The sequence below is a fragment of the Dyella thailandensis genome (assembly GCF_050749815.1).
GTDB lineage: Bacteria > Pseudomonadota > Gammaproteobacteria > Xanthomonadales > Rhodanobacteraceae > Dyella_A.
The window spans coordinates 1,946,090-1,963,473 of sequence record NZ_CP192735.1 but is presented as its reverse complement, the minus strand read 5'-3'; the positions used below and the strand labels follow the sequence as shown (position 1 = coordinate 1,963,473).

14 protein-coding genes are annotated in these 17,384 nt (G+C 68.1%); 4 read left to right on the top strand and 10 right to left on the bottom strand.

Features of this window, described 5'->3' with window-relative positions; genetic code table 11:
- Positions 1-12 precede the first annotated feature (12 nt).
- Entirely contained in the window at positions 13-1,152 is a 1,140-nt protein-coding gene (locus ACQVBX_RS09130) for an OmpA family protein (RefSeq protein WP_431638058.1), read from the top strand.
- A gap of 215 nt (positions 1,153-1,367) precedes the next feature.
- Here the strand turns inward: ACQVBX_RS09130 and ACQVBX_RS09125 are convergent, their stop codons facing one another.
- Genes ACQVBX_RS09125 through ACQVBX_RS09095 form a run of 7 tightly spaced genes read right to left on the bottom strand, consistent with a single transcriptional unit; the run spans position 1,368 to position 8,149 of the window.
- Positions 1,368-2,456: an SAM-dependent methyltransferase gene (locus ACQVBX_RS09125; RefSeq protein ID WP_431638057.1), complete on the bottom strand. Its 1,089-nt coding sequence runs from the start codon at positions 2,454-2,456 to the stop codon at positions 1,368-1,370.
- Positions 2,449-3,249 carry a DUF1295 domain-containing protein gene (locus ACQVBX_RS09120; protein WP_431638055.1) on the bottom strand — a complete coding sequence of 267 codons (801 nt, stop codon included), beginning with the start codon at positions 3,247-3,249 and terminating at the stop codon, positions 2,449-2,451. The genes ACQVBX_RS09125 and ACQVBX_RS09120 overlap by 8 nt, the downstream gene beginning before the upstream one ends.
- Positions 3,239-3,790 (bottom strand): DUF2878 domain-containing protein, encoded by a 552-nt coding sequence (locus tag ACQVBX_RS09115; protein WP_431638054.1) that lies wholly within the window; start codon positions 3,788-3,790, stop codon positions 3,239-3,241. The genes ACQVBX_RS09120 and ACQVBX_RS09115 overlap by 11 nt, the downstream gene beginning before the upstream one ends.
- 10 nt (positions 3,791-3,800) lie before the next feature.
- Complete coding sequence (locus tag ACQVBX_RS09110) at positions 3,801-5,069, bottom strand: class I SAM-dependent methyltransferase (RefSeq protein ID WP_431638145.1); 1,269 nt, start codon at positions 5,067-5,069, stop codon at positions 3,801-3,803.
- 37 nt (positions 5,070-5,106) lie between these two features.
- Positions 5,107-5,961: a DUF1365 domain-containing protein gene (locus ACQVBX_RS09105; protein ID WP_431638052.1), complete on the bottom strand. Its 855-nt coding sequence runs from the start codon at positions 5,959-5,961 to the stop codon at positions 5,107-5,109.
- Positions 5,955-7,196 (bottom strand): NAD(P)/FAD-dependent oxidoreductase, encoded by a 1,242-nt coding sequence (locus ACQVBX_RS09100; RefSeq protein ID WP_431638051.1) that lies wholly within the window; start codon positions 7,194-7,196, stop codon positions 5,955-5,957. The genes ACQVBX_RS09105 and ACQVBX_RS09100 overlap by 7 nt, the downstream gene beginning before the upstream one ends.
- 8 nt (positions 7,197-7,204) lie before the next feature.
- On the bottom strand, positions 7,205-8,149 hold the full coding sequence (locus tag ACQVBX_RS09095) for an acyl-CoA desaturase (RefSeq protein WP_431638050.1): 945 nt from the start codon (positions 8,147-8,149) through the stop codon (positions 7,205-7,207).
- Positions 8,150-8,230: 81 nt separating this feature from the next.
- Between ACQVBX_RS09095 and ACQVBX_RS09090 the strand changes: the two genes are divergently transcribed.
- On the top strand, positions 8,231-9,064 hold the full coding sequence (locus ACQVBX_RS09090) for a pseudouridine synthase (RefSeq protein WP_431638144.1): 834 nt from the start codon (positions 8,231-8,233) through the stop codon (positions 9,062-9,064).
- Positions 9,065-9,657: 593 nt separating this feature from the next.
- Here ACQVBX_RS09090 and kbl read toward each other — a convergent pair.
- The 3 genes from kbl to tdh all read right to left on the bottom strand — a co-directional run bounded on the left by kbl (position 9,658) and on the right by tdh (position 15,852).
- On the bottom strand, positions 9,658-10,854 hold the full coding sequence (gene kbl, locus ACQVBX_RS09085; protein WP_431638049.1) for a glycine C-acetyltransferase: 1,197 nt from the start codon (positions 10,852-10,854) through the stop codon (positions 9,658-9,660).
- An 82-nt stretch (positions 10,855-10,936) separates the two neighbouring features.
- Complete coding sequence (locus ACQVBX_RS09080) at positions 10,937-14,626, bottom strand: DUF748 domain-containing protein (protein ID WP_431638047.1); 3,690 nt, start codon at positions 14,624-14,626, stop codon at positions 10,937-10,939.
- A gap of 191 nt (positions 14,627-14,817) precedes the next feature.
- Positions 14,818-15,852, bottom strand: a complete 1,035-nt coding sequence (tdh, locus tag ACQVBX_RS09075) for an L-threonine 3-dehydrogenase (RefSeq protein ID WP_431638046.1) — start codon at positions 15,850-15,852, stop codon at positions 14,818-14,820.
- 138 nt (positions 15,853-15,990) lie between these two features.
- Between tdh and miaA the strand changes: the two genes are divergently transcribed.
- Together miaA and hfq are read left to right on the top strand one after the other, a co-directional pair.
- Positions 15,991-16,953 carry a tRNA (adenosine(37)-N6)-dimethylallyltransferase MiaA gene (gene miaA / locus ACQVBX_RS09070; protein ID WP_431638045.1) on the top strand — a complete coding sequence of 321 codons (963 nt, stop codon included), beginning with the start codon at positions 15,991-15,993 and terminating at the stop codon, positions 16,951-16,953.
- Between the two features lie 140 nt (positions 16,954-17,093).
- Positions 17,094-17,363 (top strand): RNA chaperone Hfq, encoded by a 270-nt coding sequence (gene hfq, locus ACQVBX_RS09065; protein WP_431638044.1) that lies wholly within the window; start codon positions 17,094-17,096, stop codon positions 17,361-17,363.
- The last annotated feature ends 21 nt before the right edge of the window (positions 17,364-17,384 follow it).

The following is a 17,384-nucleotide window of genomic DNA, read 5'->3' as shown; positions in this document are numbered from 1 at the left end:
AGGAGACACCTGATGAAACGTAAGGGCTTGTATTTTCTGATTGCTTTGGCCCTGGGCGGCGTGGGTGCCGTTCACGCGCAGGACGCGGCACCGGCGCCGGCGGACAGCGCGCCGAGCATGAGCTCGTCGAGCTACGATGACCGCTGGTATATCGCCCCGACCATCGGTGGCTATTACAACGACACCGACCGCAACACGAACAGCCGTCAGATTTACTACGGTCTGGGCGTGGGCCGCTTCATTTCGCCGAATGCCTCGATCGACATTTTTGCCGACCGCACCAAGCGTGACGTGGATTCGGCGGTGGGCGGCGGTAACTGGTCGAACAACAGCTTCGGCGTAGCCGCTCGTTTCTACAGCGGTGACTGGAACGCCTGGCGTCCGTACCTGCTGGCCGGCGTGATGGGCAGCAACCACCACAACCGTGGCGACCAGGGCTTCTCGCCGGCGGCTGAGCTGGGTGTGGGCGTGTCCAAGACGATCACCGACAGCTCGGACGTGCGCATCGAGACCGGCTACCGCTACGACTGGGACAACAAGAGCCAGCCGGCGCAGGATGGCTACGGTGACTGGTTCCTGGGCTTCAGCATCGTGTCGCGCTTCGGCGCGCCGCCGGCTCCCCCGGCTCCGGCCGCTGCGCCGGCTCCGGCCGCCCCGGACTGCTCGACGCTGGACAGTGACGGTGACCAGGTGAACGACTGTGACGACAAGTGCCCGGCGACGCCGGCAGGCACGATCGTCGGTCCGGACGGTTGCCCGCAGAAGGTGGTGATCGACCTGCGTGGTGTGAACTTCAAGTTCGACTACCCGAAGAAGGGTCACGTGAAGGCGGACGAGATCGGCAAGGCGCTGGCCGAGCCGACCGCGGACTCGATCGCGATCCTGGATCAGGCGGTGGACACGCTGCAGCGCTACCCGCAGGTGAAGGTGACGGTGGCCGGTTACACCGACTCGAAGGGTACGGATGCGTACAACCAGAGCCTGTCGGAGCGTCGCGCGCAGATCGTGTACGACTACCTGACGGCGCATGGTATCGACGCGAGCCGCCTGGAAGGTCCGATCGGCCACGGCGAGAACGATCCGGTCGACACGAACGACACGGATGCCGGTCGCGCCCGCAACCGTCGCACGGAGCTGCAGGTTCAGCAGTAAGAACCTCTGTCGTACCCATGAAGAAGCCCGGCATCTGCCGGGCTTTTTCTTTTGGCTCCCGCCTCATGCTCCGCCACCGCGGCATAAGATCCCCGGCGTGACCTCAACGCACGGCCTTGAAGATGGCTACGGCAAGGCAGCTGGGGTCTCTTAACGACATCGCAAGAAAAAGCCCGGGCAAGCCGGGCTTTTCTCGTCTTAGCGGGGCGATTCGATCAGTCGGAGCGGCGCTGGAACCGGTAATGCCCGACCAACCACTCGTTGCCGTCATCGAAACCGAACAGCTCCGCGCAGGCCATCCAGAACATGCGCCAGCGCTGGTGCCAAAGATTCGCGGCCTGCTCGCCGTAGGTGCCCGCCAGTACCTTGAGGATTTCCTCGCGGTGAGCGTCCTGGTTGGCCAGCCAGTGGTTGGAGGTCTTTTCGTAGTGGGTGCCGGACAGGCGCCACTGCTGTTCGATCACCATGTGCTGTTGGAAATGCATGAAGGTATCCGCCGCCGGCATCAGGCCGCCGGTGAAGAAGTGGCGGCCCATCCAGTCGTCGTCGCGCTCGGTCTCGAACGGGTACATCAGTTCGCGGTGGCAGAAGATGTGTACGAAAAGCTTGCCGCCAGGGCGCAACCAACCGGAGATGCGCTGCAGCAGCATCTGGTAATTGCGCACGTGTTCGAACATCTCTACCGACACCACGCGATCGAACTGCGCCGGATCGAGCTCGAGCCGATTCACGTCCTCGGTAATCACTCGCACGTTGTGCAGCCCGCGCTCGCGGCAGCGAGCCTCGATGTGTTCGCGTTGCGGGCGTGAGTTGGAGACGGCGGTGATGAGGGAGGCGGGATAGTGCTCGGCCATCCACAGCGTGAGCGAACCCCAGCCGCAGCCGAGCTCGAGAATCTGCTGTCCGTCGACCAGCTCGGCGCGCTCGCTGTAAAGCGCGAGCATCTTTTCTTCGGCCTCGTCGAGCGTTTCGCTGCCAAGCGGGTAGTAGCAGCTCGAATACTTCAGACGCTCGCCCAGGCACAGTTCGAAGAAGCGCGGCGGCAACTCGTAATGCTGGCGATTGGCCGCATCGGTGTGGAGGGCCAGCGGGCTCTGGCGCAGCTGCTGGAGCTGGTCGCGAAAGCGCTGCCAGGTGGCTTCCGCTCCGCCCGCGCGCTCCTCGCGCAGGCGCTGCGCGCACAGCCGGCGGATGCCCAGCCGCAACAAGCTGTCCGGGATCAGTCCGCGCTCGGCCAGGCGCGTCAGCCCCCGCTCCTCGGTCTGCTCGATGGCGTCGGCGTTCAAGGCGAGAGTGTCAGTCATGGGGTCGATCCTCAGCTTTCGGGAACCACGGGATGAAGGGGCTGGTGGCGCGCTGGTAGCGGCGATAGTCATCGCCGCGGCTGCGCAGCGCCTGCGCCTCGGTGAACGGAATGCCGGTCACGCGATACAGCGACACCAGCATCAGCACCGGCCCCAGCCACGCTAGCCAGGCCAGCGGTGAGCCCCACGCCAGCAACACATAGGCGAACCAGTGCGTCCATTCGAAGAAGTAGTTCGGGTGTCGCGAATAGCGCCACAGGCCCGCGCGGCACGTACGGCCGCGATTGGCCGGATCTTCGCGGAAGCGTGCCAGTTGGCGGTCGGCGATCGATTCGCCATACAGGCTGCCGAGCCATACCAGCGTGCCAAGGATCATCAACGAGGCCGTGCCGTCGCCCGGGTTTGCCGCCACGGCGAGAAAGGGCAGCGAGAAGATCGCGGTGAACAGCGCCTGCGCCTGGAAGAAGCCGAAGAACTTCGCCTGGTTGTCCCGCCAGTGCTGGCGTAAGTACCGGTAACGGCCGTCCTCGTCCTCGGTGCGGATACGGTGCAGCAGGTGCAGGAACAGCCGCAGCGCCCACAGCCCGCCGAGCAGCGCCAGCAGCCCACGCAGGGCCGGCGATCCCGAGCCGACGGCGGCATAGAACACCGCGCTCAGCCCCATCGTCGCGGTCCAGATCGCATCCACCAACGTGGCGTTGCGCGTGCGGTACTGCACGAACCAGCCTGCCGTCATGGCCGCAGCGGTGACCAGCCACACGGTTAAGATTTGCCACCAGACGTCATGCCACATGCACGGGATTCCCTGTCGAAGAAGTGGTGCGCCGGCGCTCGAAACGCTGCGCTATCGCAATGAGTGTCGGCATCGCAATGAGCCAGCCGGCGCCCAGCGCGATCACTGCCGGCGTGCTGCCTCGCGGAAAGGCCACGGCGTGCCAACCTCGCGCAGCGCCGAGATAGGCCAGTGGTGCGCCGACTGCGCCCAGCGCGGCCGCCAGCGGCAGCCGGCCATGCAGGAAGCGAAAGCTGTGCCGCAGGGTCAGCGAGAACGCCGCCCAGATCGCAATGATCCACACCGGCGCCGCGTTCGGTAACGGCACGGCCGACGCGTACGCCACCAGGTCGCTGGCCGCGAGCGTGGAATCCAGCGCGATGCCGATAAGCACCGCCACCGGCATCAGCCACGCGTCGATGCGCCCGTCCGGCCGGCTCAGGTACCAGGCGGCAAACGGAACCAGCGCCAGCGGCGCCAACCACCAGTAGCCGGTGGCCGCACCCCACACGGCGGCAAACCAGACCAGCTGGTAGCCGATGGCGTTGGCCCAGACTTTCATCGGCACACCGTCAGGCCGCCGCCGAAGAGGGCAGGTCGGGCAGGTACGAGGCGCGGCGGCAACCCGGGCGCGTCAGCAGCATCTGCACGTTGCCGATCGAGCGCTCGCGGAAGCCGCCCTCGCAGTAGGCGAGATAGAACTCCCACATGCGGATGAAGCGCTCGTCGTAGCCGGCCTGCATGACCTCGCTGCGGCGGCCCAGTAAGCGCTCGCGCCACGCCTTGAGAGTCAGCGCGTAACTCGGGCCGATGTCCTCGAGGTGGAACAGGCGCAGGTCGCTGGAATGACCGGCGGCACCGAGCATCGCGCTCACCGACGGGATGAAGCTGCCCGGGAAGATGTAGCGCTTGATGTAGTCCACCGACTTCAGCGCCTGCTCGTAGCGATGATCCTCGATGGTGATGGCCTGGATCAGCGCCATGCCGTCGTGCTTGAGCAGGCGCGAGATGGCGCCGAAGTAGGTCGGCATGAATTCGGCGCCGATTGCCTCGATCATCTCGATCGACACCAGCTTGTCGTAGCGGCCGGTGAGGTCGCGGTAGTCGTTGAGCAGGATCTCGATCCGGTCGCCCAGCCCGGCCTCGGCCACGCGCTGGGTGGCCAAGTCGAACTGCTCGCGCGAAATGGTGGTGGTGGTGACGCGGCAGCCGTAATGCCGGGCGGCATGGATGGCGAAGCCGCCCCAGCCGGTGCCGATCTCCAGTACGTGGTCGGCGGGCGACAGGTCCAGCTTCTGGCAGATGCGGTCGAGCTTGCGGGTGGAGGCGGTCTCCAGCGACTCGCTCTCGTCGGCGTAGATCGCCGAGGAGTACATCAGGTCCTTCGACAGGAACAGGCCGAACAGGTTGTTGCCCAGGTCGTAGTGCGCCGCGATGTTGCGCCGGCTGCCCGAGCGCGTGTTGCGGTTGAGCGCGTGCCACGCTTTCATCGCCAGTCCGCCGAGGCGGGCGAGGCCGCTTTCCATGCCGTCGAGCAGGTCGCGGTTGCGCACCATGATGCGGATCAGCGCCACCAGGTCGTCGCAGTGCCACATGCCTTCGATGTAGGCCTCGCCGGCGCCCACGCTGCCGTTGGCGGCCACCAGCCGGTAGAAGCGCGGATCGAGCACGCGCAGGTGCACGCGCAGCGGTTCTTCGCCGTCGATCGGTGTGCCCAGTTCCACCGAATCGACCGCGTCGTCCAGCGTGAGGCGGCAGCCCTTGAGCTGGCCCATCTGCGCCAGCAGGCGGCCGCGCAGCAGGCGCTCAAGACTGCCCGGCTGCGTGGCGATGGCCGGCATCTCCTCGGCGGCGGTGCTCAGTTCGATATCCATGGGGTCAGTTCTCGTGATGCTTGGGATGGTCGTAAACAGGGTTGCGCGTGAGCCACAGCTTCAGGGCCTGCCAGTGGATCGCCCACACCACCTGTAGCGTCATCAGCGGGTAGCGCCACAGCACGCGGGCCAGCCCGGCGCCGTCCAGCGGCCGGCGTTCCAGCACCAGCGTGGCGTCGAAGTCGCGACGGTCGCCGTCGAGCACATTCATATGTACGCGCAACACGTCGCCCGGGATGCTGAAGCGCCAGTCGTAGCGACGCGCCATCGGCATGAAGGGCGACACGTGGAAGGTCTTGTCGAACGCCCAGGCCGCCACCGTGCCGCGCGTGCGGCCCTCGGCGAGCGGCAGCACGTAGGCATGGCGCTCCTTCCACGGCGTGTTGGTGATCTCGGCGACGATGGTTTCCAGCGTGCGGCCGTCCGCGGCGTAGCAGTAGTAGAAGCTCACCGGGTTGAACACATGGCCGCCGTAGCGCAGGTGGGTGAGCAGACGGATCGGGCCGGTCGGGCGCGTGCCGGTGTGTTCGGCCACACGTCGGCGCACGGCTTCGTCCAGCGGAAGCTCCACCGGGCCGAGGTAGTCGCTGCGGCGGAACTCGGCCACGTTGCGGCGATCGCTCGACCACAGCCAGCGCCGTGCGAACAGCGTGGGCAGCTCGGCCAGATCCAGGTACAGCATCACCATGCGGTAGCGGAACGCATGGGCGCGCGGCGCATGGCGCCGATGGCGCACCCAGCCTTCGTAGATGGCGCTCGCCAGAGGTTGCGCTGCGTATGCGGCTTCGGCGTCCTCGCGGACGATCCCGGAAGCCGGTGACGGGGCGACCACCGGTTGGCGCAGGGCCGAGGTCACCACTGCACTCCTAGCGCGCGGGTCACTTCCACCGCGCTGCGCATGCCGTCCTCGTGGAAACCCCAGCCCCAGTAGGCGCCGGCGTACCAGATGCGGTCCTTGCCCTGGATCTCGCCCTTGCGCTGCTGCGCGGCGACAGAGGCGTGGCTGTATTCGGGGTGCGCATAGCGCATGCGGCGCAGGATCTTGTCCGGGTCGATCCGGTCGGTGCAGTTGAGCGACACGCAGAAGGTGTCCTGCGCATCCAGCGACTGCAGCAGGTTCATGCAGTAGGTCACCGTGCAGGCTTCGGTGGGCGAGGCGGGGATCAGCACGTTCCACGCCGACCACGCCTTGCGCCGATGCGGCAGCAGGCGCGTGTCGGTGTGCAGCACGGTGTCGTTTTCCTGGTAGCGGATCGCGCCAAGCACCTCGCTTTCCGCAGCCGTGGGGGCGGCGAGCATCGCCAGCGCCTCGTCGCTGTGGCAGGCCAGCACCACCTGGTCGTAGCGCTCGCTGCCGAGCAGGCTCACCACCTCCACACCGTCGGCGTGGCGGTGCACTTCATGCACGGGACAGGCGATGCGTTCGGTCACGTTCCAGCGCTTGCGCAGGGCGTCGACGTAGCGGGTGGAGCCGCCGCGCACCACGCGCCACTGCGGCCGGCCCTCGATCTGCAGCATGTGGTGGTTGGCCATGAACTGCACGAGATAGCGCGCGGGGAAATCGAGCACCTTGTCGCTGGGCGAGGACCACAGCGCAGAGGCCATCGGCACGATATGGCGGTCGCGGAACATCGCACCGTAGCGGTGCTCGCGCAGGTAGTCGCCCAGCGTCGGGCCGGCGTCAGCGGTTTGCAGCAGCGCCGGCGACTCGCGGTAGAACCGGGTGAGGTCGCGCACCATGCCGTAGAAGGCCGGCGAGAGCAGGTTGCGGCGCTGGCAGAACAGCGCATCGACGGTGGTGGTGCCGTACTCGAAGCCGCTCGCCTCGTCGTGCACGGCGAAGCTCATGGTGGTGGGCTGCGAGTCCACGCCGAGCTCGGCGAATAGCCGGCTCAGCAGCGGGTAGTTGTCCGGATTGAACACGATGAAGCCGCTGTCCACCGCGTAGGGGCGGCCGTTCGAGCTGACGTCGTGGGTATGCGTGTGGCCGCCGATGTAGGCGTTGGCTTCGTACAGGTCCACCTGATGCTCGCGCGACAACAACCACGCCGAAGCCATGCCCGAGATACCGCCGCCGATGACTGCAATGCGCATGACGTTCCTCAGCGATCGCGGCGTTTGAGGCCGGCGGGCACGGCCTTCAGTTCGCGCACCAGCCCAACCAGGGCCATGGCGCGCAGGATGTAGAAGGTGATGTCCACCTCCCACCAGCGGAAGCCCTGCCGCGCCGAGCCGGGGAAGTGGTGGTGATTGTTGTGCCAGCCCTCGCCGAACGTGAGGATCGCCAGCAGCCAGTTGTTGCGGCTGTTGTCGCGCGTCTCGAAGCGGCGGCTGCCAAAGCGGTGGGCCAGCGAGTTGATCGTCACCGTCACGTGGAACAGCACGATGGTGGAGATGAAGAAGCCCCACACCAGCAGCTGCGGCCCGTTGGTGCCGAGCTCCGGATGCGCCACGCCCAGCCAGCGGCCCAGGAAGAACAGGCCCACCGCCAGCGCCACCGGCACCAGCAGGTCGAAGCGGTCGAGCAGGCGCAGCTCAGGAAACTTCACCAGGTCCGGGATCTTCGCCCAGTCGGTGCGGAAGCCGGCGCGGCTCAGGAACCAGCCCATGTGGCTGTGCAGGAACCCGTGCTGCACGGGCGAATGCACGTCGGCCGGGGTGTCGGCGTGGCGATGGTGGTTGCGATGGTGTGCCGCCCACCACAGCGGGCCGCGCTGCACGGCGGCCGCGCCGACCACTGCGAATGCGAACTGCACCGGCCGCGACGCCTTGAATGCACGATGCGAAAAATACCGGTGGTAGAACGCGGTCACCGCGAACATGCGCAGCGCGTACAGCCCCAGCGCCACCCAGAACGCGAACCAGGAAAAGCCGACCCAGAACACGCCCAGGCAGGCCAGGTGCATGCCGATAAAGGGAAGCACCCGCGCCCAATCGATACGATCGTCATCGTCGCCGACGGCGTCCTGCGCGCTGGTGTCGAACCAGCGCACCAGCCCGGTGAGCATGCGTTTGACGACGTGCGGTTCTGCATGGCCGGTTTTCATGGGTGACGTTCTTCGCAAAGCCCGCGACGGTAGTGGCTGCAGATACGGCTGGCGGCCCACGATGGATGCAGCGCTTCCTGCATCGTCGCCAGGCCGTCACCGGCGAATGGCGACCGCCGACGGTTGCCGCACGGAGGCCGCGCTGGCTACGCTGGGCGGATGACCCGATCTCCCCGCCGCCCGGCGACGCCCCCGACCACTCCGCGCCACGGTCTGGCGCGGGTGCTGAGCAAGCTCGGGGTGTGCTCGCGCAGCCAGGCCGAGCAGGCGGTGCGGGACGGGCGGGTAAGCGTCGACGGTAGGCGCGTGCTCGATCCGGAGCGCCCGACCGATCCGGCACGCGAGGTGATTGCCCTGGATGGAGCGAGCGTTCGGGCGGCAGCGCCTGTCTACATCGCGCTGAACAAGCCGCGCGGCATCGTGGTGAGCGCCGCGGACGAGCGCGGCCGCGACACGGTCTACCATCTGATCAAGGACGCCGGCTTGCCCTGGCTGGGGCCGGTGGGTCGACTCGATCGCGCCAGCGAAGGCCTGCTGCTGCTGAGCAACGACACCGTGTGGGCGGCCGGTCTGACCGAACCGAAGCACCACGTCGACAAGACCTACCACGTGCAGATCGACCTCCGCCCGGATGACGCCCTGTTGGCGAAGCTGCGTGCCGGTGTGCTCGATGCCGGCGAGCGGTTGGGCGCGGTAGCGGTCAACGTGCTGCGCGAAGGCGAGAAGAACGCCTGGCTGGAAGTGGTTCTGGACGAAGGCCGCAACCGGCACATCCGCCGACTACTGGCGGCGCACGACATCGGCGTGCTGCGCTTGATCCGCGTGGCCATCGGCTCGCTGCTCCTGGGCGAATTGCCCAAGGGGCAATGGCGACACCTCACTCCCGACGAGGTGCACGCTTTGCGACGTGGTTGATTGAGCGGAGAAGGGTGTTGTCGGGTGGCCGTTCGTGATCAGAGACGCCGCGTGCAAGGCAAAAGCCCCCCTCACCCCAGCCCTCTCCCCCGAACGATGAAGCTGTTCAAGGGAGAGGGAGCGAAGCGCGGGCTCCCCGCTAGCGTGTGGCTCCGCGCTCAAAGCCCTCTCCTCCGAGCCTGCTCGGGGGAGAGGGTTGGGTGAGGGGGGGCGCTTTGGGCTTCTGGTGTTTGTCGGTGAGGTGCGGCGTAGGTAAGGCAAGAGCCGCCCCTCACCCCAGCCCTCTCCCCCCGAACGGAGAAGCTGTTCAAGAGACAGGGAGCGAAGCGCGAGCTCCCCGCTAGCGCGCGGCTCCGCGCTTAAAGCCCTCTCCTCCGAGCCGGCTCGGGGGAGAGGGTTGGGTGAGGGGGCGCTTTGGGCTTGGGGTGTTTGTCGGTGAGGTGCGGCGTAGGTAAGGCAAGAGCGGCCCCCTCACCCCAGCCCTCTCCCCCGAACGATGAAGCTGTTCAGGGGAGAGGGAGCGAAGCTTGGGCTTCCCTTCAGCGCGAAGCCTCTTGCTTAAGCTTCCTCCCTCAGCGGGAGGCACCCCCGCCTCAGCCGATCACGCCGAGCCGTTTGCCGATGCGGGTGAACGCATCGATCGCGCGATCCAGATGCTCACGAGTATGCGCCGCGCTCATCTGGGTGCGGATGCGCGCCTGGCCCTGCGGCACCACCGGGAAGAAGAAGCCGGTGACGTAGATGCCTTCCTCCAGCAGGGCGCTCGCCATCGCCTGCGCCTTCGGCGCGTCGTAGATCATCACCGGCACGATCGGGTGCACGCCCGGCTTGATGTCGAAGCCGGCGGCGGTCATGCGTTCGCGGAAGTAGGCGGTGTTCTCCTGCACCTTGGCGCGCAGCTCGCCGGCGCTTTCGAGCATGTCGAACACCTTGATCGCCGCGGCCACCACGTGCGGCGGCAGCGAGTTGGAAAACAGGTACGGGCGCGAGCGCTGGCGCAGCAGTTCGATCACTTCCTTCGGGCCGGTGGTGAAGCCGCCCAGCGCGCCGCCGAGCGCCTTGCCCAGGGTGCCGGTGAAGATGTCGATCTTGTCCATCACGCCGTTGACTTCGGCCGCGCCGCGGCCGGTGGCGCCGAGGAAGCCGGTGCAGTGGCATTCGTCGATGTGCACCATCGCGTTGTACTTCTCGGCCAGCGCGGTGATCTGGTCCAGCGGGGCGATGAAGCCGTCCATCGAGAACGCGCCGTCGGTGGTGATCAGTTTGATCTTGGCGCCGGCGGCGTCGGCGGCCTGCAGCTGGGCCTCCAGGTCGGCCATGTCGCAGTTGGCGTAGCGGAAGCGCTTGGCCTTGCACAGGCGGATGCCGTCGATGATCGAGGCGTGGTTGAGCGCGTCGGAGATCACCGCGTCCTCCTCGCCCAGCAGCGGCTCATACAGGCCGCCGTTGGCGTCAAAGCAGGCGGCGTAGAGGATGGTGTCCTCGGTGCCGAAGAACTCGGCGATCTTGACTTCCAGCTGCTTGTGCAGATCCTGCGTGCCGCAGATGAAACGCACCGACGCCATGCCGAAGCCGTGGGTGTCCAGCGCCTCCTTAGCGGCGGCGATCACGTCCGGATGGTCGGCCAGGCCGAGATAGTTGTTGGCGCAGAAGTTGAGCACCTTGCGCCCGCCTTCCAGCTCGATCTCGGCCGACTGCGGCGAGACGATGATGCGCTCGGCCTTGAACAGGCCCTGCTCGCGGATGGAGGCGAGTTCGGCGGCGAAACGGGACTGGCCGGGGTAGCTCATGGCGGGGACCTTGTGCGAGGGCAAAACGCTATTGTCGCCCCTCGCGGCGGGGCTGTGAAGGAAGCCCCGCCGTTGGCCGACGCTACTGGTGCAGGCCGAAGTCCACCCGGGTGGTCTTGCCCTTGTCGTCGATGCCCTTGGCATCGAGCAGCACCGGCTTCTCGTCGTAGCGGGCGGCATCGAGCTTGCCGGTGAGCCAGCTGCGCACGGCATCGGCGCGGCGCTTGGCCAGTGCTCGCATCGCCGGCTCGTCCACCGCCACGTTGGCTTCCATCAGGCCGCGCATCTCGTCCGGGTCCAGCGACTTCTTCAGGCCGAGGAAGTTGCGCGGCTTGTTCGGGATGTCGTCGTGCTTGTAGGCCCGCTTGAGATACTTCTCGACCTGGTCCGGCGTCACCCGCACGGCGGCGAGGGCGGCATCGGACACGTCGGCGTCCTTGCCCTTCTCGTCCAGCACCAGCTCGCGGCGGATAAGGTTCTCCACGGTGACCTTGCGCAGGCCATCGCGGTCCTTGGTGGGGTCGACCCGACCGATGATGTCCAGCTTCAGCGACGACTTCTTCTGGAGGATCGCCACCAGCTTGCCCAGCCGCTCCTGCGCCTTGGCGTCGAGGATCGCCGAGCCTTGCGCGAACTCGACGTAGCCGAGGTCGGCACCGGGGCCGCCGAAGGCCGCGCCGAGCAGGCGGAACGGTGCGGTCACCGCCTTGGCGATCAGGTTTCCCAGCGCCCGCCAGACTAGCCCGCCCACGCTGAACTGCGGATCGTCCAGCGAGCCAGACACCGGCAGGTTCACGTCGATGTTTCCCTCGGTGTCCTTCAGCAGCGCCACCGCCAGCTTTACCGGGAGGTGCTTCGCGCCGGGGCTGGTGTCGCGCTCGCCGAAGGTGAGCTGGCTGATGAAGATGTGGTTGTCGGCCTCCAGCTTGCGCTGGTCGAGCTGGTAATGGACGTCCACGTTGAGCTTGCCGGAGGTGATCGGGTAGCCGGCGTACTTGCGCGAGTAGCCCGCCAGCCCGGTCAGTTCCACCGCGTCGGCCTTGCCCTTGATGTCCAGGAAGGCCACCGGCTGCAGCGGGTTGATGGTGCCGCTGATGTCCACCGGCGAGTTCTCGTCCAGCGCGGCCTGCACGGCCAGTTCCGCCGGTGGATCGCCCGGCTGGGTGCCGAAGGCGCCGATCTTGCCGGTGAGCTTGGTGAGGTTGGCGGTGTAGTTGGGCTTGATGAAATTGTCGGTGTAGTTGAGCTGGCCGTTCACCAGGGTGATGCCGCCGAGGTGGATCTCGGCCGCCGGTGCGGCGCCGGTCGCCGCGGCGGGCACTTGCGCCACCGCGGTCGAGGCGGCCGGTGGCGGCGTGGGTGCGCTGGCCGCCGGGGCCGGCACGCTGCCTTCGGTGCGGGTTACCGACACCGGCGCGGACGCCGGCGAGGCCACCACGTCGGACAGGTTCAGCCGTCCATCCGCGTTGATGATCACGCGGGCGTAGAACGAGGTGAGTACCAGCGCGCCGACGTCCACCCGCGGTGCGTCCGTCCCGATTTCGGCGTCCAGTCGCGAGGCGGTGAGCGTGCGCCAGCGCAGGAAGTCGTCGCCGGTGAGCTTGTCCTGCACGCGCACCCGTTCCAGCGCGGTGTTGCCCTGGTAGCGCAGCGAGGGCGTGCGGCTGCGGGCGTCGTAGCGCAGCTGGCCATCGCTGGTCAGGCGGGCGCTGGCGATGGTCACGTTCAGCGGCACGCTGAGATAGGGCACGAAGCGGGCGATGTCCAGGTTGCGCGTGCTCAGCTTCAGCTCGGCGCCCAGCGGATCGGGGCGCAGCGGATCGGGGCGCAGCGTTCCGCTGGCGTCGAAACTGCCGCGGTCGATCGTGCCGGCGAGCGCGAATGGGCGCGCCTCGCCGAGCTTGTCGCTGAGGCCGTCCAGGTGGCCCTTCATCGCCGTGATCTGGGTGGACACCGGGCGGGTGCCGGCGGCGAGGTCGGTGAAATCCATACTGCCGTCGTCCAGCGCGAGGCGGCCCAGTTGCCAGTGCCAGGGAGTGACGGGGGATGGGTCACCCTTCGATGTGGCCGGCGCTCCCGGCAGCAGTTCCATCAGGCTCAGCGTGCCGTTGCGAGCGCGCTCGATGTCCAGCGCGGGGCGGTGCAGGGTGACGTCGCCCAGCTGCACCTGGCGACTGGCCAGGTCGAACAGCGGGATCGCCGCGTCGAGCCGGCTCCACGCCATCGCCGGACCGTGTTCCTTCTGTTGCGGGGCGAGCGCGAAATCGCGCACCGTGGCGTGCGCGTCGCTCAGGTGCAGGTTGACCGTCTTGCCCCAGTCCAGCGCGAGCTGGCCGCCGGCATCGAGCCGTCCCTGGGTGACCGGCGCGCGCAGGTCGGGCGCGGCGACTGCTTGCAGCGGCGCCACCGCCACCTGCTTCAGGCCGAGCGCGGCCTTAAGCTGGCCGGCCGCCAGGTCCAGCGTGCCCCGCGCCGTAATGTCGCCGCCACCGAGCGCTGCGGCCAGGTTCAGCGTGCCGGCGGGTGCCTTCAACAGACTCAGGCCGTGCAGCGCCCCGCGCACGCGGGTGAGATCCAGCGTCTGCCGCGTGGCGTTGGTGTAGCGCACCGCGCTGTCGGTGAGGAACAGCCCATCGATGCGCAGGTCGGTGGGTGCAGCCGGTGGTTGGCCAGCAGGTGTGGGCGTGTCGGCGGTCAGCGCGTCGAAGTTGCTGTGGCCGTCGGCGTTCTGCCGGTAGCTCAGCGCGGCGCGGTCCAGCACCAACGTGCCCAGGTGGTAGCGCGAGAGCAGCGGCTGCACGTCCACCAGCTGCGCGCCGCCGTGACCCAGGTCGAGGATCGGCGCGCCCTGGCGTGTCGCCAGCGCGAAGCTGTCCAGTTGCAGGTGGCCGGTGAGCTTGAGTTGCGGGGTCGGCTGGCTCTGCTGGCTCTGCACGAAGTGCAGGTCCAGCACGCCGCTCAGCAGGCCCTTCGGGATCGCCACCGGCAGCGCGGACGGCGGCACGTAGGCGAGGTAGCGCGGCAGGTCCAGCCGGTCGACCTGGAAGTGCATGGTCGATTCGCGCGAGTCCGCGAACGGCTTGGTCTGCCCGTCGATGCGCAGCGGGCTGCCGTCCACTCGCATCGCCAGCAGTGGCTGCACGTAGATGTCGGTGTCGCTGGGCAGGTTGGCCAGGAATGGGATGCCCACCTCCAGTTGGTCGACGCGGTGGCTGGCCCGGGTGGGCTGGTCGTCGAAGCGCAGGTCGCCGTTGTGCACCTGGATGTTCGCCAGCGCGAAGCGCGCGGGCGGCGAGGGCGGGGCGCCCGGCTTGGCGGCGTAGCGGTCGATCAGGTCGGAGAAGTTGAAGCGACCGTCCGCGCTACGCGCCAAGTGAATCTGCGGATGATCCAGCCGCAGCGCGTCGAGCACCGGCGCCATGCGGAACAGCGAGGTCCACGAGGCGTTGATCACCGCCTCGTCCACGTCGACGAAGGCGGCCTTGCCGTCGCGCCCGCCGATGTGCAGGCGGTCCAGCTGCAGGCGCAGGGTGAACGGGTTGAAGTGCACCTTGCCCAGCGTCACCGGGCGGGACAGCGCCGCACTGGCGCGCTTCTCGATCTGTCCGCGCAGAATCGGCGGCGCGGCGAAGAAGCCGAGCAGGCCGAACAGCACCAGCAGCGCCGCAGTGATCAGCAGGCCGCGGCGAACGCGATGCGATTGGCTCAACGCCCGGGCGTGGGCCACGGCGCGGGCCGCGCGAGGATCTTCCAGAAGGCGACGAACGCGCATCGCAATGCACTCCCCGAAACGTCGTGGGCCGGCCGGCGGGATGGTCGCTGGCCGGTGCTATCCGTGGCCCCTGCGGATCGGCGGCAGTGTACGAAGAAGCGACGCCGGCGCACAGGCGCCGGCGTCATCTCGTCGCATGGTGGGGGCGGTGCAATCGCCCGCGGGATCGGCCGGCCTTCAGCCGGCTCGCCTCAGCTCCAGCTGCAGACGACCTTGCCGCAGACGCCCTGGTCCATCAGGTCGAAGCCGCGCTGGAAGTCGTCGATGGCGATCTGGTGGGTGAGCACCTTCTGCAGCGGGAAGCCGGTGAGCACCATCTGGGTCATCTTGTACCAGGTCTCGTACATCTTGCGGCCGTAGATGCCCTGCAGGGTGAGGCCCTTGAAGATCACCTTGTCCCAGTCGATGCCGGCGCCGCGCGGCATGATGCCGAGCATCGCGATCTTGCCACCGTGGTACATCACCTCGAGCATGTCGTTGAACGCGCGCGGGTTGCCGCTCATCTCCAGGCCCACGTCGAAGCCCTGGATGTGCAGGTCCTTCACCACGTCGCGCAGCGACTGGTTGGCCACGTTGACCACGCGGGTGGCGCCCATGTCGGCGGCCAGCTTGAGGCGGTAGTCGTTGACGTCGGTGACCACCACGTTGCGCGCGCCCACGTGCTTGGCGATGCCGGCGGCGATGATGCCGATCGGGCCGGCGCCGGTGATCAGCACGTCCTCGCCGATCACGTCGAACTCCAGCGCGCAGTGCGCGGCGTTGCCGTACGGGTCGAAGAACGCGGCCAGCTCGGACGGGATCTGGTCGGGGATCGGCCACAGGTTGGAGGCCGGCATGGTCATGTACTCGGCGAACGCGCCGTTGCGGTTCACGCCGATGCCCACCGTGTTCGGGCACAGGTGCTGGCGGCCGGCGCGGCAGTTGCGGCAGTGGCCGCAGACGATGTGGCCTTCGGCCGAGACGCGGTCGCCGATGCTGTAACCGGTGACGCCCGGGCCCATCTCCACGATGCGGCCGACGAACTCGTGGCCGATGGTCAGGCCCGGCTTGATCGTGCGCTGGCTCCACTCGTCCCACTTGTAGATGTGCAGGTCGGTGCCGCAGATCGCGGTCTTCTCCAGCTTGATCAGCACCTCGTTCGGGCCGACCTCGGGCACCGGCACTTCTTCCATCCAGATGCCGGGTTCGGCGTGGCGCTTGACCAGGGCTTTCATCGTCTGAGGCATGGGGGCATCCATCGAGGGGTGATGCGGCGGGGAGGCCGCAGGATCAGCCGGCGATTATACGGGCCGCACCCGCCGGGCCGCTTCGGCAGCGCAGCATCGGGTGGCCGGACCATCCGGCTGTCCCTCTACACTTTGCCGATGGCTATCGACACCCGACCGCTCGCGATCTTCCTGATGGGCCCCACCGCCTCGGGCAAGACCGCGCTCGCCTGCGCGCTGGCCGACCGCTTTGCGGTGGATCTGGTGAGCGTCGATTCCGCGCTGGTCTACCGCGGGCTGGACATCGGCAGCGCCAAGCCGGATGCAGCCACCCTGGCGCGCTACCCGCACGCGCTGATCGACATCCGCGACCCGGCCGAGCCCTACTCGGCCGCCGACTTCCGCGCCGACGCGCTCGAGGCGATGCGCGCGATCACTGAGGCGGGCAGGGTGCCGCTGCTGGTCGGCGGCACCGGGCTGTATTTCCGCGCCCTGCAACAGGGGCTGTCCGCGCTACCGGAAGCCGATGCCGAGCTGCGCACGCAGATCGGCGCCGAAGCGGCGGAGATCGGCTGGCCCGAGCTGCACGCCCGGCTCACCGGGCAGGACCCGGTGGCCGCCGCCCGCATCGGCCCCAACGACGCCCAGCGCATCCAGCGCGCGCTGGAGGTGATCGCGCTCACCGGCCGGCCGATCTCCGAACTGCAGGGCAGCCAGCCGCGCGAGCCGTTCCCGTGGCGGGTGCTCAAGCTGGCCTTGCTGCCGGCCGACCGGGCGCCGCTGCACGCGCGCATCGCCGAGCGCTTCGACGCCATGCTGGCCGCCGGTTTCCTCGACGAGGTGCGCGCGCTCAAGGCCCGCGGCGATCTGCACGCCGACCTGCCGGCGATCCGCGCGGTGGGCTACCGCCAGGCCTGGCAGCACCTGGACGGTGAGTTCGATGCCGCCGAGCTGCGCGATCGCGGCATCTTCGCCACCCGCCAGCTGGCCAAGCGCCAGATCACCTGGCTGCGCAGCGAGCTGGACGCCCGCTCGCTCGACCCGGAACGGGCGGATCTCGCCGGGCGGGCCGTGGACGCGCTGGAGCTGTTCCTCGGCACCCCGGCCGACGGCCCGGTGTGACGGCCGGCGCGGTCCGGTGACGAGGGTGCCCGGGCGGCTTTCGCCCCTGATTTAAAAGCGGTTAAGATCGAGCGGACTTGGTCCGGAGCGGGCGCGCTTTTTTGTCCGGACCGCAGCTTTGACGGGGGAGTAATAGAACAATGTCCAAAGGACAGTCCTTGCAGGATCCATTTCTCAACGCACTACGCCGGGAGCGCATCCCGGTGTCGATCTACCTGGTCAACGGCATCAAGCTGCAGGGGACGGTGGAGTCGTTCGACCAGTTCGTGGTGCTGCTGCGCAACCAGGTCAGCCAGATGGTCTACAAGCACGCCATCTCCACCGTGGTGCCCAGCCGCAACGTGCGCGTTGGCAACGGCCACGACGGCCCCGGCGAAGCCTCGGCCGCGCCGGCCGAACACGAAGCCTGATCCGCTCCCGCACGGGCGCGC

Excerpts from the sequence above, each read along its gene's own strand:
- ACQVBX_RS09100 (WP_431638051.1), bottom strand. The coding sequence starts at position 7,196 with ATGCGCATTGCAGTCATCGGCGGCGGTATCTCGGGCATGGCTTCGGCG.
- miaA (WP_431638045.1), top strand. The coding sequence starts at position 15,991 with ATGGCTATCGACACCCGACCGCTCGCGATCTTCCTGATGGGCCCCACC.
- ACQVBX_RS09080 (WP_431638047.1), bottom strand. The coding sequence starts at position 14,626 with ATGCGCGTTCGTCGCCTTCTGGAAGATCCTCGCGCGGCCCGCGCCGTG.
- ACQVBX_RS09120 (WP_431638055.1), bottom strand. The coding sequence starts at position 3,249 with ATGTGGCATGACGTCTGGTGGCAAATCTTAACCGTGTGGCTGGTCACC.
- tdh (WP_431638046.1), bottom strand. The coding sequence starts at position 15,852 with ATGCCTCAGACGATGAAAGCCCTGGTCAAGCGCCACGCCGAACCCGGC.
- ACQVBX_RS09110 (WP_431638145.1), bottom strand. The coding sequence starts at position 5,069 with ATGCCGGCCATCGCCACGCAGCCGGGCAGTCTTGAGCGCCTGCTGCGC.
- ACQVBX_RS09125 (WP_431638057.1), bottom strand. The coding sequence starts at position 2,456 with ATGACTGACACTCTCGCCTTGAACGCCGACGCCATCGAGCAGACCGAG.
- kbl (WP_431638049.1), bottom strand. The coding sequence starts at position 10,854 with ATGAGCTACCCCGGCCAGTCCCGTTTCGCCGCCGAACTCGCCTCCATC.
- ACQVBX_RS09115 (WP_431638054.1), bottom strand. The coding sequence starts at position 3,790 with ATGAAAGTCTGGGCCAACGCCATCGGCTACCAGCTGGTCTGGTTTGCC.
- ACQVBX_RS09095 (WP_431638050.1), bottom strand. The coding sequence starts at position 8,149 with ATGAAAACCGGCCATGCAGAACCGCACGTCGTCAAACGCATGCTCACC.
- ACQVBX_RS09130 (WP_431638058.1), top strand. The coding sequence starts at position 13 with ATGAAACGTAAGGGCTTGTATTTTCTGATTGCTTTGGCCCTGGGCGGC.
- hfq (WP_431638044.1), top strand. The coding sequence starts at position 17,094 with ATGTCCAAAGGACAGTCCTTGCAGGATCCATTTCTCAACGCACTACGC.